This is a genomic window from Geotalea toluenoxydans JCM 15764 (assembly GCF_001311985.1).
In the GTDB taxonomy this organism is placed as follows: Bacteria; Desulfobacterota; Desulfuromonadia; order Geobacterales; family Geobacteraceae; genus Geotalea; species Geotalea toluenoxydans.
In genome coordinates this window covers 14,310-26,892 of the sequence record NZ_BBCJ01000004.1, presented here as the reverse complement: position 1 = coordinate 26,892, position 12,583 = coordinate 14,310, and the positions used below count along the sequence as shown (strand labels likewise).

Genomic DNA, 12,583 nt, shown 5'->3' with positions numbered 1-12,583 from the left:
TCCGGTCCCGACGCTCACGCCGGCTTCCCCTCGTGAACTGTCGATTGTTCCCCGCGCTCTCCCCCCTCGGCCAGATAAAAGGGATAAACAAGGTTGTAGCGCGAGTTCGTGGCACGGATTTCGTACTCCAGGTTGACGGCGATCACCCCTTGATATTGGGCGCTCGTATCAAGCACGACGGAAATGAGGTTGATGCGAGCCTCGTAGATGAGTATGCCGATACGGATTCCGTCGGCTATGTAGGTCTTCATCGTCTCGCTCATCGGCTCGAAAAGCAGCTGACGCATGTCAAGACCATACTTTGGGTTGAGAAAACGCTCTCCTGCAGTGGTTCCCAAAAGAATTCTCAGGCTTTCCTCGATGTCCTTTTCCTCTGAGCTCATGTTTACCCTCCCTGCGGCAGCAGAGAACGAGGGGGGGAAGCTCCATCCGCTTCCGAGGAACGAGGTTATGCTCTCCTTAGGATCTCCCATATCTCCTCCGGTTCATCCGATCTGGACCGTCGGCTCTCCCACTGCCGCCTTTGCGCCGCAGAGACAGGCGTCGGTCGTCCTTAGGGCCGGCTTGTTGCCGATGAGCACCGTTGTGCTTCCCGAGGGAAAGGCACTGCTCTTGAGATGTGTCTGTGGCGGAAGGACACATATATGCATGTCTCCAGCAACCGCCGCCGGCTTTCCGCCGATAAGGACAGTCGGGCTTCCGGGACCGGTGATGGTTCCGCCGTGGGTGGTAGTGTCGCCGACTCGTGCGGCTGCAGGCATAGGTCCTCCTCAATTGAGCTTCAAAAGGCTCCCCTTGACCTTGGTCACGGCGCTGCTGGAAAGCTCGGCTCCTGCGGCGCCTTCCAGCTTCAGTTCGGTCCCCCCCTTGGCTCCGAGGGAGGTTCCCGATTCGATCTTCATCTCCGTTCCCGCCTTGGCGGCGAAGGAGGTGCCTGATTCCAGCTTCATCTCCGATCCCGCCTTGGCAGCGAAGGAGGTGCCCGATTCCAGCTTCACCTCGGTCCCCGCTTTCAGGGTGATCGCCTTGCTGCTTTCCATGGTGATGCCGTCCTGGGTCATTTCGATCTTGTTGCCGTTCTGGTCGGAGATTTTTATCGCCTTGTCTTCCTCGCTCAAAGTGATCGAGTTCCCTCCGGGGGTCTCGAACTGCATGACTTTTTTTCGTCATTGAAGTAGAGCTTCATCTTGGAGCGACTCTGGTAGACCTTTTCATGGTTATCGTCGGAACCCTGCAGCGGTGCGGCTTTTGCGCTGCTGTGCAGCATGCCCAGGATCACCGCCTGCCGCGGGTCATCATTCAGGAAACCGAGGACCACCTCGTCATCCACCTCGGGCCTGAAAAAGAAGCCGCGTTCGCTTCCGGCATCCAATGCGGCGACCCGCGCCCAGGTGCCGTCTTCTTCAGCATTTACCAGCGGCATCCTGACACGCACGCGGTGTTCTCCGTCCGGGTCTTCGTTGGACACCACTACGCCGATCTGCAGGCCGCTTACCGCCGGCAGAAGCGCAGCTGCCTTCGGAGCCGAGACCGGCTGCTCCTCAGCAAACCATTTTTCCATGCTTCCGAATTGGATATGTGTCTTCCACCCCTGCACCGTATCGAAATCGTGCCGAACTCCTGTGACGAAGACTTTACCGCTGAAACGCCCTCCGACACCGTCGACCTCTACCGTGTCCCCGGGGTTCACACTTCCGATTCCCTCGCACTTTATCCGCCCGCTTACCTTGCTCAGCTTCGATTTCAGCCACTGCGCATCGGCCATGCCTGCGCCTCTTCCTCGGTAACCGCGGCAGATTGCAGCCGGTAGTGGTCGAGCCCTGCAACAGCTGCGAGATCATCGGTGGAAACATCCCCCGGAGCAAGTTGCCCCGGATCGGTGGCATCCTTTTCGGAGATTGCCTGCTGGGCCGGGTCCCAGGTAAAGCTCTTCACCGCAGGATATTGGAACCGCGAATCCATCTCGGCATCCATCTCCAAGATGGTGGCCCCGTACAGCAGCGTGCAGACCGACGTCCCATCGAGCTTCGGCGTTGCGACCTTCACTTTTTTGTCGTTCGCGAAGACCGCTCTACCACATGCATCTGCCCGGGAGACAATAAAATCCCAGTCAGTGGAATCATACTGCACCTGTTGCTTGTGGGTGACCGATGTGGACTCCACGTCGGCATCGACAGAAGCGGCGTCAAGAAGGGCTGTGATAATGTCACTGTCGGTCTGGTCGAAAAAATAGGCGCTTTTCCGTCCGATGGTCATCTTGCTGGCCTGGTGCCGGCACTCGACCACGAGCTGCGAGGAGCTGCGGTCGCGGATTTTGATACTCTGTCGTACCACTGTTCCATTAAAAAGAGATACTTCATCGCTGCCACTGCCTGCAACGATTTCAACCTCCCCGCCAGGCAGGAAGAGACTATCATCGGCCAGGGGGAACTTACCGGACGAGGCGGAGCCGTCCAGGTATACGAGTTGCGCAGATGACAGCCGGTTCACCATCTTCGTTATGGACAACCCGAGGAGATGGTGCTCGCGGTTCACCGCCGTACCGTCCACCTTTATGGTGAACTCGCGGTGGGTGGCTGAAATGGGTAACGTTCTCTGTGCAGGAATGGCTATTTCTCCAACGGCGGAAAGAACACCTTAGTTCCGGGAACAAGTTTCCGGAAGTTGTCGAGGCCGTTCACCACGGCTACCTGAAGGTAGTAACCTGGATCACCGTATATTTCGTTGCACATTAATGGAAGGTTGTCGGCCACCCGCACGACACGCACGTGTGTCAGGTCGGGAGACTCGTCCCGCGCCATGGCTTGACGGGTGCGGTCATCCGAATTATCGGTAAAGGTGGCGGTAATGATCGCCCTCAAAGGAATACCGCTCGGCTGGAACATCTTATAGGCGATGGAGGCGCTCTTGAGTACGCACCTCTTCACCTGCAGCTTACCCCACACTACCTTAAGGTAATGCGGACGATGTATTGTCCCGTCATAGCCGGTGACTATCTGGAACTCCTCTATTTTCTGCTGGACATCGATCTTTTTCCCGTTGGCCCCAGTGCCGTCGATGAAAAAGGTCAGCGACATATCCCCCGCTTCGCCTTCTTGAAGTTCATTCTACTATTGGTGGTACCGGCGCCTGGGCGCTGTCGTACTCCATCTCATACGAAAGCGTGATCTCGTTCGGATTCAGAAAGGACTCGAATGTTCCACAGGGGGAATCGGAATAATCGGGCTCGCGGAAGGCCAGAATCAGCAGTTTTTCAAGAGCTCCCATGTCCGCCATCGGCTAACGCTCCCCTTTCCGTGCAAGAATCTCAAGCACGCGCTCCACGCACTCATTCACAACCGACTGTTTATCTTCGGTGGATGAGGGGGGAGCGGCGCTCCCCCCTGAAGCATCGTTGGTTACCTCTACGGAAATGACAACTTCATCGACTATGACCGGCATGCTATGATTTATCCATGGTGAAACGCTGGTAGTAAAGCTGGAGCGACTCGATGGAAACGGCGCTGTTCGAGGCATTGAGGTCGCCCAGCGACCATTTGGTCGGATACGCGCCGACCAGGTGCCAGGTAAGGAGTGGCTGGTGTTGTTCATTCAGCAGCTTGATGTCCACGCTCTTCGGCTCGATGTCCAGATCCTCGATGCACCGCCGTACCCACTCCGTTATTTCCGAATTGACGAGGAGGCCGCGCTTCAACACCAGCTCGGGATACCTCGCCCGTATCGGGAACTTCTGCACGAAGCGGTTCTCTCCCCCTCTGGCACCTCTTCGGTTGCCATTTCCATCGACAGTCCCGTCACCTCGGTGAACCGGACATCGTTATCGTTGGACGGAAGCCCGAGGACCTCGACCTTGAAGTGAAAGGCAACGGGGGGATAATAGTTCGCCATCAGTCGTTTTGCACCTCTAGCCCTTCGTGAGCTATTTCGATCGACTCGATCGCCACCTCGTTGCCGCTTGCCTTGAGCTGCGGCCCCTCGACCTTCACCGGGAACGCCTTATGGACCTTCCAGACCATGACCGGGTCATGGTTCTCGTTCAGAAGGCTGATGGCAAGGTCCCGCCGCTCGACGGTGTTGAGCTTGACAGTGCTGAGCCAGGCAAAAAAATCGTTGTCGCTCTTCACGACCCCCCGCTTCAGGGTGATGTTGCTGAATTTTCGGAGCCCCGGCATCTTGATTGACGAGTACTCGGGAAACGACCCATCACGATACTCGATCGCCTGGTTCTCCTGGGTGAGGCCGGTGACTTCCGAAAAGCCTATGCGCTTGCCCCCCCATTCGACCCTGAAATGAAATACTGGAAGCGGATAATCTGCTGTAATGGCCATGGTCTTGATTCCTTTTCTATTGGATTAGGAAAATCATTATCGATCGATGTCCCAGGCTATGACGTCTGCAGCTTGTGGGAAAACTTGAGTACGATGAACTCGGCCGGGCGGACGACAGCCATGCCGATTTCCACGTTCATCCGCCCTTCAAGTATGTCCTGGGAGTTCATTGTCGTCCCCAGGCCGCACCTGACGAAAAATGCCTCCTTGGGGGTCGCCCCGGCAAGTGCTCCATCACGCCATTTCTGCATGAGGTAGTTCTCGATCATGCCCCGCACCTTCACCCAGGTGTTAGCATCATTCGGCTCGAACACTGCCCAATAGGTGGATTTCTTCACCGACTCCTCCACCATGTTGAAAAACCTTCTGACCGAGATGTAACGCCATTCGTTGTCGTTACCGGCAAGGGTGCGGGCTCCCCAGACCAGCGTCCCTTTTCCGGAGAACGCCCTGATGGCATTGATCGATTTGCCGGCATTCGTGTCAATATTCAGGTTGTCGGTCTCGTCGGCATCGAACTGGTAGACGGGACCGACGACACCGGCGAGGCTCACATTGGCCGGAGCTTTCCAGACCCCCCTGGCGTTGTCCACGGCGGCACACACCCCGGCAATCGCTCCGCTCGGAGGAACAGTGGTTGCCGTTTCGTTGATCCCCTTGAGGATCTTCCGGTATAGGGGAAAGCTCTCATAGAGGGATGTTTCATAGGTGCTGGCGTAATTAGAAGCACTCATGACGATGCCCATTACCGTCTCGCGGATAATTGCGAAGTTCTTTGCCACGTTCGGAAAGATCGCATCGCACTTCGCCTCGTCGGTCGTTGCCACACCGGGGATGATCGACGACTTGCCCGGTGCGGAAGAGGAAAAGATCCCTCCCCATTCGATTGCTGCAGGATCGGGATCTACGCCCCAGCTGGCAATGTACTCATCGCTGGCGACGGATTCGTCGAGCTCCTTTTCGTTCGCTATCAGCTCCTCGTATGCCTTCTTGAGCCGCCCCTCTATCGCATCCTTTATATCCTTCCTGAGTCTCTCTCCCTTCACCCCGGAGGTCGCGTCGAGAAGTTTTTCGGTTAAACCAGGGATACTGAAGATGAACTCGAAGATATCCCCATCTTGCCGAGCCCCTTGTTGTCCTTGTATGCGGCCACCAGATCCTGATACCCTTGGTTGATGCTCTTGGAAGTGCCGAGCAGGTCTTTCATCTCAGCATCTACCGTCGATATGTCTTCAAGCGCCGTTTCGACCAGCTTGACAAGGTCCCTTATCCCCTTGTCGGTCGTGAGTTGCTCGATGGAAGTTTTCGTCCCTCCGACATAAATGGCATCCCTGACATTGGCGTACGGGATATTCTTGCTCACACTGATGTTGAGCCAGGGAGTATAGGCGGCGCCGTATTTCAGGTTGTTTATCCCTATCTTGTCGCGGAATAAGGTTCCGTTCGGGTCGTCAAGGCGAGTTTCGAATATCCCGACCCGGTCCATCAGGTCCCCGCACTGCATGAGCGCCTGCTGCTGCACCTCTCCGAGAGCTCCGGCATCAAGGGAGGCGGCATCGGGGAACAGTAGCATCGTCGGTTCGTCGTACTTCTTGAGTTCCCGAACCCCCGCTATCAGCTTCTCTTTGCTCACATCCTCTTCATAGTTTCCGACGGAAACGATGTAGCATTTCCCCCCCCGTTATCGAAGAAAAGCCGCAGGCTGTCGTAAAGGTAGAAGTTTCTGCTCTCGAAGTTGGCGCTGACAAAGTTGTAGCTTCGTCGAGATTGACTTCCTTTGGAACTACGGCCGGAGCACCTCCGAAGTACATCTCGAAGTCGGGCAACGACTTTATCTTCGTCGGTACCATGCTTAGATCCTTGTCGGTGATCTTCGTCGCTCTTGCGGTGTACCCCACGAATGCAGGGACAGCAGTCTCGACTTCGGCCACCGACGGCGGAAACAACGAAATCTCCTCCACGTAAACATCCGGTGTTCTCAATGGTCTCATAATCGGTTCCTTATCCTTTCGATATGTGGATGACGATCTTCCGTCGGGCTTGTCCGCCGCAGGTAGCGGCAGCGACTTGATGAGCGTTTCGTCATTCCTGAGCAACTGCATTTTTCTCGTTCCTGCTTCAGCCCTCGGTACCGGTTTTTCCGATCTGAACAAGGCAACCCTCGCCTCCATGCCGCCGAGTCCCTTGTACCCTGGTGGCATTTCTTCGGGTGATACCCTTTCGAAAGATGTCTTCGAATCTCCGTTGTTGCCGTTACCCTGCCCTTTCTCCTCGACCTTCACCTGATCCAGCTCTTCTTCTGAGTATCCCTTCGCCACCACGAAATATTCGAGGAACTCTTCCTTCCTCTCGAACGGGAGGTTCAGCTGCATGGGGGCATCTTTGGACTGGTAAAAAGAGTCGTCTATCGCTACTTCGACAATTGCGAGCCCACCAGCCTGCAGCATCTCGGCATCACGGTAATACCAGGTCATTGTTTCCGAGTCGGGAGCTCCTTCATCAACCATAAAACTACGGCCGGAATACCCGTTCAATGTGAACCGGGCCTCGCGAAACTCCGCATTGGCGGCCATCTCCTCAGCCAGAATATGGCCGCTATCATCCCGCAAAACCAAACTCAAAGGTCGAACCTTGCTAATAATCGTATGGGAAAGAAGGTCCGTGGTGACTGCTACCTCACTTGCACTCTCGAATCTCTCTGGGAGGGTACCGTTACGGTAGTAGAGGACCCGCTTTGGGGAAACATTGATATTTGTGAAATTCATGAAATACGGGTTGAGCAACTCGAGCCGAAACCTTACCGTCGCGCCTGCCAGGGAGAAGAGAGGATTGTTTTCAGCGTCCACCTCCTGAAGGAAGTACAGGACACCGTTTTTCACCCTGGAGAGCACCCTCGCGTTTCTCAGGAGCTCCCGTGTATCTCCAAGCAGTACAAAATCGATGTCGTTGCAGCTCTTTGTGTAGTAACCATGTGATATCGCTACCGTAAAAAGAGTTCTGAAGGTAGTAATCATTGACTGTTCGTATCTCCCTGTATTTTCGTAACAGGAGCTTCACGGTTTTTACCGCCCCATCCTGGATAGTTATCATCCTGACCTTATACAGGACGGAAGGGAGCTGTTTGGCGCCGATGAATCCCCATATCTGGTTGAGCTGCTCATAGTTGGGGGATTGCAGCTCTACGCTCAGCTTTGCTATTTGTCTGTCAAGTGCAGGGTATTGTTCGGAAGTAAAGGAAGGACGGGACTGAAAAAAGGAGATTATGTGGGAAATGGCTTTTAAAGCGACATCATAAACAGTGTAGTTCGCGGCAAACAGGAGATAGATATTCAACTTCAGTTCCGGCTCCAGAACAACATGCTGATCACCTACCAGCCTGTGTTCCAGAGTCTGAGACTTTAGCACTCGCTCCTCTTCAATATTGACAATGCTGAGGCCAATCGTATCGCTGTCAATGGCATACTCACCCTTCCCATTGACTACAGGTCCCAGCTTGACCTTGGTAAAGCCTGTGCGGTCAGTGGTTAGACTGTACGCGTTGATCTCGTCTGTGAGAAACTGAAGGGCAACATCGAGCACCAGTACCTCCAGAGAAAGCTGTGGAAGATTAGTTTGGCGGAAGCTTGTGTTGCTGGGTTCAGAACGACGACAGCATGGCTTGTTTTCTTTATTTTAAAATACAAAACATGTTTGTTCCTTTAATTTAAGCAGCTTATTAACATAAAACTAACTGCCTGTCAAAACGATTTTTTATTATTTTTTCTCTTATTGCCTTGATACCCGCAAAAGCCGTGACAGCGCTCTCCACAGCTTAACAATATCGCTAATACGTGGTTTTAAATTGACATGCATCAGGCCTTGGACCAGATAAAGGCTTCCCTGGCTGCGAGGGATATTCTCGGCAAGGGCGACGCTCTCCGTATAGGGAATGATATCATCATCATAGCCGTGAAGGATGATCATCTGCGCCTTCAGGCGGCCCATGTCGTAACCGGCGATATTCAGCCGTGTGATCTCCTGGCGGATGGAGAGCGGCAACCGACCGATGAGGGCCGTCACCCTGGTCCGGTCCCTGTTCTCGATGAAATTGAAGAAATCTCGCCCCTCAGGTGACAGCCCATCTGCCAGGTCGTCGATGATGGCGTGGGTATCGCCCAATTTGCGGGCAACCATACGTTTAAAGAGCTGCTGGTCCTCCTTTGAACTCAGCCGGCTGATATTGCTCAGGACAAAAACCCACTTGCCGTAGTGATTTGGTTCCCGGTACTGCCACACACCAGCCTTTTCGAAATAGCCGGTGGTAAAGAAGGTGAGCACCCGGACCAGGTCGTAATAACCGCCGATGGTCATGATGAATCGTGTCCGTTGGGCAATGAGAGGATCGAGTGCCGCGAGTACGGCCGGTCCGCAGGCATAGCTGATGCCACAAAGACCGGCACGCCCGTTTGGCGCCAAATCCTGCTGCGTGGCCAGCCAATAAAAACACCGCGTCACATCTTCAATGTCCCTGGAACCGATCTGCAGCGAACGGAATCCCTGCAGGTCCGGCACCAGCACGGCAAAACGTGCACGGGCCATGCTCATGGCCAAAGCCTGCAGTCGCGGGTCGTCCTTGCCTTTCTCCGCAGCCCCCGGAAGCAGCAGCATCGCCGCCAGCGGCTTTTGGCCGGCAAGATACAGGTCGGCATGATAACGTACCCCTTTTACTTGAAAATTCCTTGCCAAACGCCGTGGCTCGGCTGCATCCCCACTTGGGGCTTCCTTTGCTCCGGCGGCAATATCCACCAGTAGTTTTGCCGCCTCGTAGTCTCGTACCGGATTACAGCCGGTCAGAGCCATGGCCATGACAATGATGGGCAATATATGCCCGATGCTGACAGATCTTGAATTCATCCCGTTCCTCCAGGTAAGGTTTTCCGGCTAATGCTCGCTCACATTCGCAGAAAGGCCGGCGAAAAATCTTGCTGCCACACCTATGCTTATCCCGATTCTGATATAAAATTACTGAAAATCAACCGTGTGGAGGGAACCATGAAACGTATTGCCGTACTCACCAGCGGCGGCGACGCCCCTGGCATGAACGCCGCCATTCGTGCCATCGTCAGGACAGGACTTGACAAGGGTTGGGAGATGTTTGGCGTTCATAACGGCTATGCCGGCTTGATCAGCGGCGAGATAATGCCATTGGGCGCGCGGGATGTGGGGGGCATCATCCAGAAGGGTGGTACAATGCTCGGTAGCGCCCGCTGCCGCGAATTCGAGACCGAGGAAGGTCGCCGGAAAGCCTTGACCCAGATGGAGCAGCAGGGAATCGGCGGCCTGATCGTCATTGGCGGCAACGGCTCCCAGACCGGCGCCTATGAGCTGTCCCGGATGGGGTTCCCGGTGGTGGGAGTCGCCTCGACCATCGACAACGATCTCTACGGTTCGGACATTACCATCGGCGTCCAGACCGCCATGGATGTGGCACTTGAAGCAATCGACCGGCTCAAGGTTACCGCCTCCTCCCACCATCGGGCCTTTCTTCTTGAGGTCATGGGGCGCAAATGCGGATACCTGGCATTGATGGCAGGCATTGCCGGCGGCGCCGAGGCGATCATGATTCCCGAACAGAAGACCGACCCGGAGGTTGTTGCTGCCGATCTGCGAGCTGCCTATGACAACGGCAAGGCCCATGCCATTATCGTTGTCGCCGAAGGTGCACAGAACAACGCCGACGGCATGGCCCAGTACTTTCAGATCCATCGGGAACGGCTCGGTTTCGAGCTCAGGGTTACCAAGCTCGGCCATGTGCAACGCGGCGGATCTCCCGGCTCATTCGACCGCATCCTCGGCACCCAGCTCGGTGCAGCCGCCACCGAAAATCTGGAGAAAGGCAACAAGGGGGTCCTGATGGGGATGATTAAGGGAGAAATCACCGCCACGCCGCTGGACGTGGTCGTCGAGAACAAAAAAGATCTTGACTTGCGTTTGTTGGAATTGGCAAAAATCCTGGCAAAATGACCGGAACCGGGCGAGACAGCAACGCCGCAGACCACCCTCGCAGTAGTTTTACAACAGCCTGTTCACTCCAGCATTGCCAGCAGCACCTGAACGCAAATAATCTTGTAGATGGTCGCCGCCGGATAGACCGATGCAAAACCGATATTGGGCAGATCATTGCGGGTCTGATCCAGGGCATAGCCGAGAACGGCGGTCTGGGTCTGCATTCCTGCAATAATGCCGATGAGAAGGGTCATGGGAATCTTCAGCAGGCGGTAGCGATCCAGAGCGCTGCCAGTGAAGCAAGACAGGTGAGGATGATGCCGGTACCGAAGATCAGAATGCCACCGCCCTTGGTAAAGGTAGAGAGAAAACTGTACCCGGCGCGGGTGCCGATGCCGGCCAGAAAGAGCACCATGCCTATCTGACGCAGGGTCATGTTGGCGCTGTAGGGAAGGTTCCAGACCATCTTTCCGCTGTGGCCAATGGTGCCCAGGATCAGCGCCACCACCAGCGGCCCCCCGGCAAAACCGAACTTGAAGGTGATGCCGCCGGGAAGCGGGATCGGCAGAATGCCCAGCAGGAGCCCCAGGGCCAGTCCACCGCTGAAGGTGAGGATATCCACCTCGCTGACAGCGCGATACGAATCCCCCAGGTATCTTGACACCGCCTTCATGTTGTCGTGGTGGGTCACCACCCTGACCCGGTCCCCCAGTTCCAGCACCAGATCGCCATTGGGCAGAAAGTCGTCATCGCCGCGCCGAACCCTGGTGATGACCGCGCCGAACCTCTTGCGGAGGTTGAGGTCCTTGAGGCGGCGCCCTGCCACCTCCGGGCTGGAGACGAATATACGGCGAAAATCGAACTCGCTTCGGTCCAGATCGATCTCTTCCACGCTCTTTTCCCCCAGGTAGGCGGCGGCCCGCTCTATCTCCCCGGAAGAGCCGACCACGGTGATCAGGTCTCCTATGGCCAGCTTTTCTTCCATGGTTGCCAATTGAAACTGGCCGGCCCGTTTCACCCGTCCGAAGATCACGTCCCACCCCTGCTCCCGGCGCAGATCCTCCAATGGCTTGGCGCAACAGACGGGAGCCCGGGTCACGCGGATGGTGAAATTTCGCAACGGCTCGGTGGGTGCGCCCAGATCGCGCAGCTGCTTGGCCTCGCCGGCGAAATTGATCCGCCACAGGCGCTGTGCCAGGCCGATGGCAAGGACGGTGCCGATGACTCCCATGGGATAGGTGATGGAGTAGCGACAACCGGCTCGGCCAGAAGATCTTCAAGGCCGCTGCCCGAGTAGTTGTGCTTCAGCGTATCGAGAATAGCCGCCAGGGCCGGCGTGCTGGTCAGGCTTCCGGCAAACATCCCTGCTGCGATCGTCGACTTAAGGTGCAGTAGCTTGCCTGCCACCGCCGCCACTGCGGCACAGACCGTCAGAACACCGATCACCAGCAGGTTGTAGCGAAGCCCCTGACGCTTGAATGACGCCATGAAGGTGGGGCCGCCGCTCAGGCCGATGGCGTAGATGAACAGGCTCAATCCCAGCATGTAAATGACTTCCGGCAGTTTCATGGCGGGATCGAGGGAACCAAAGGCCAGGCCGACGAAAAGCACTGCCGCCACTCCGAAGCTGCTGCCGCGTATTTTTATCCGCCCCAGTGGATAGCCGATTCCAGCCACGAGGAAAAGGAGCAACAGTGGGTTGTCGATGAGGATTTTGGTCATCAGTGGCTCCTTTAATTATCCTTAATAATTATAACCAATTCTGCCAAATATCCACTCCCCTCTGTCCCCCTATTCCATAGGGAATTGAACGTCAATGAGCAGGGGAAACCACCTTTTCTTCCCATTTCATTTGCGCCGTCTATTTTTATGCTATAGTTAAAATTAAAATTTATAAATAAAAAGGAGACACAATTATGGCACAGAAAGATACCATGGCAGATGCTCTGATGCTCGTCGGTGGCGGTATTGTAGGCGCCGGGTTGGCCTTGTTGCTCGCTCCCAAGACAGGAAAGGATACCCGCAAGGATATTGTCCGCATGGCGAGAACCGTCGGCAGTAAAACGGACAAGGTCGTCCATGAGTTTGCCGACAATGTTTCCGAGCTGGCCGACACCATCGGCGAAAAGGCGTCCAGTATCCTCAGCAGTGAAGTGGACTTGGCTCCGGAATCGAAAAAAGAGCTTTTGGCAGCCATAGAAAGGGGGCAGGTCAAGCTGGAGAAACAGCGGCAGAGACTGGCGCGGTTGATCGGCTGAGGTTAAGGGCAA

Annotated in this window: 14 protein-coding genes and 3 pseudogenes; 2 read left to right on the top strand and 15 right to left on the bottom strand. The window is 55.6% G+C overall.

Annotated elements, in window-relative coordinates; all coding sequences use genetic code 11:
* Positions 1-14: 14 nt before the first annotated feature.
* From JCM15764_RS03320 to JCM15764_RS03280, 14 genes and pseudogenes are all read right to left on the bottom strand, one after another.
* The gene (locus JCM15764_RS03320) at positions 15-383 is read right to left on the bottom strand and encodes a GPW/gp25 family protein (RefSeq protein ID WP_243688265.1); all 369 of its coding nucleotides are present in this window, start codon (positions 381-383) and stop codon (positions 15-17) included.
* A 102-nt stretch (positions 384-485) separates the two neighbouring features.
* Positions 486-761, bottom strand: a complete 276-nt coding sequence (locus tag JCM15764_RS03315; protein ID WP_054692590.1) for a PAAR domain-containing protein — start codon at positions 759-761, stop codon at positions 486-488.
* Positions 762-770: 9 nt separating this feature from the next.
* Positions 771-1,118, bottom strand: a complete 348-nt coding sequence (locus JCM15764_RS21520) for a hypothetical protein (RefSeq protein ID WP_243688264.1) — start codon at positions 1,116-1,118, stop codon at positions 771-773.
* Positions 1,115-2,535 (bottom strand): annotated as a pseudogene (gene vgrG, locus JCM15764_RS30580) (type VI secretion system tip protein VgrG). Before vgrG ends, JCM15764_RS21520 begins: the two are co-directional and overlap by 4 nt.
* A gap of 74 nt (positions 2,536-2,609) precedes the next feature.
* The gene (locus JCM15764_RS03305) at positions 2,610-3,077 is read right to left on the bottom strand and encodes a CIS tube protein (RefSeq protein ID WP_279384240.1); all 468 of its coding nucleotides are present in this window, start codon (positions 3,075-3,077) and stop codon (positions 2,610-2,612) included.
* A 25-nt stretch (positions 3,078-3,102) separates the two neighbouring features.
* Positions 3,103-3,276 carry a CIS tube protein gene (locus JCM15764_RS25980; protein ID WP_279384239.1) on the bottom strand — a complete coding sequence of 58 codons (174 nt, stop codon included), beginning with the start codon at positions 3,274-3,276 and terminating at the stop codon, positions 3,103-3,105.
* 3 nt (positions 3,277-3,279) lie between these two features.
* On the bottom strand, positions 3,280-3,441 hold the full coding sequence (locus JCM15764_RS21505; RefSeq protein WP_243688261.1) for a DUF5908 family protein: 162 nt from the start codon (positions 3,439-3,441) through the stop codon (positions 3,280-3,282).
* 1 nt (position 3,442) lies between these two features.
* Positions 3,443-3,888 (bottom strand): annotated as a pseudogene (locus tag JCM15764_RS03300) (phage tail protein).
* On the bottom strand, positions 3,888-4,328 hold the full coding sequence (locus JCM15764_RS03295; RefSeq protein ID WP_054692586.1) for a phage tail protein: 441 nt from the start codon (positions 4,326-4,328) through the stop codon (positions 3,888-3,890). The pseudogene JCM15764_RS03300 and the gene JCM15764_RS03295 overlap by 1 nt, the downstream one beginning before the upstream one ends.
* A 56-nt stretch (positions 4,329-4,384) precedes the next feature.
* Positions 4,385-5,374: a phage tail sheath family protein gene (locus tag JCM15764_RS21500; RefSeq protein WP_243688260.1), complete on the bottom strand. Its 990-nt coding sequence runs from the start codon at positions 5,372-5,374 to the stop codon at positions 4,385-4,387.
* Positions 5,375-5,403: 29 nt separating this feature from the next.
* Positions 5,404-5,961 (bottom strand): hypothetical protein, encoded by a 558-nt coding sequence (locus JCM15764_RS21495; protein WP_243688259.1) that lies wholly within the window; start codon positions 5,959-5,961, stop codon positions 5,404-5,406.
* A 7-nt stretch (positions 5,962-5,968) separates the two neighbouring features.
* Positions 5,969-7,207 carry a hypothetical protein gene (locus JCM15764_RS21490; RefSeq protein ID WP_243688258.1) on the bottom strand — a complete coding sequence of 413 codons (1,239 nt, stop codon included), beginning with the start codon at positions 7,205-7,207 and terminating at the stop codon, positions 5,969-5,971.
* Positions 7,164-7,907, bottom strand: coding sequence for a Pvc16 family protein (locus tag JCM15764_RS03285; protein WP_243688257.1), 744 nt, complete (start codon positions 7,905-7,907; stop codon positions 7,164-7,166). Before JCM15764_RS03285 ends, JCM15764_RS21490 begins: the two co-directional genes overlap by 44 nt.
* A 186-nt stretch (positions 7,908-8,093) precedes the next feature.
* The gene (locus tag JCM15764_RS03280; protein ID WP_054692583.1) at positions 8,094-9,221 is read right to left on the bottom strand and encodes a hypothetical protein; all 1,128 of its coding nucleotides are present in this window, start codon (positions 9,219-9,221) and stop codon (positions 8,094-8,096) included.
* A 138-nt stretch (positions 9,222-9,359) separates the two neighbouring features.
* Here JCM15764_RS03280 and JCM15764_RS03275 point away from each other — a divergent pair, with 138 nt between their 5' ends.
* Positions 9,360-10,331: an ATP-dependent 6-phosphofructokinase gene (locus tag JCM15764_RS03275; RefSeq protein ID WP_054692811.1), complete on the top strand. Its 972-nt coding sequence runs from the start codon at positions 9,360-9,362 to the stop codon at positions 10,329-10,331.
* Between the two features lie 62 nt (positions 10,332-10,393).
* Here the strand turns inward: JCM15764_RS03275 and JCM15764_RS03270 are convergent.
* A pseudogene (locus JCM15764_RS03270) lies at positions 10,394-12,035 on the bottom strand (aspartate:alanine exchanger family transporter).
* Between the two features lie 194 nt (positions 12,036-12,229).
* Between JCM15764_RS03270 and JCM15764_RS03265 the strand changes: the two are divergent.
* A complete protein-coding gene (locus JCM15764_RS03265) occupies positions 12,230-12,571 on the top strand; it encodes a YtxH domain-containing protein (protein WP_012648825.1) in 342 nt (113 codons plus the stop codon).
* The last annotated feature ends 12 nt before the right edge of the window (positions 12,572-12,583 follow it).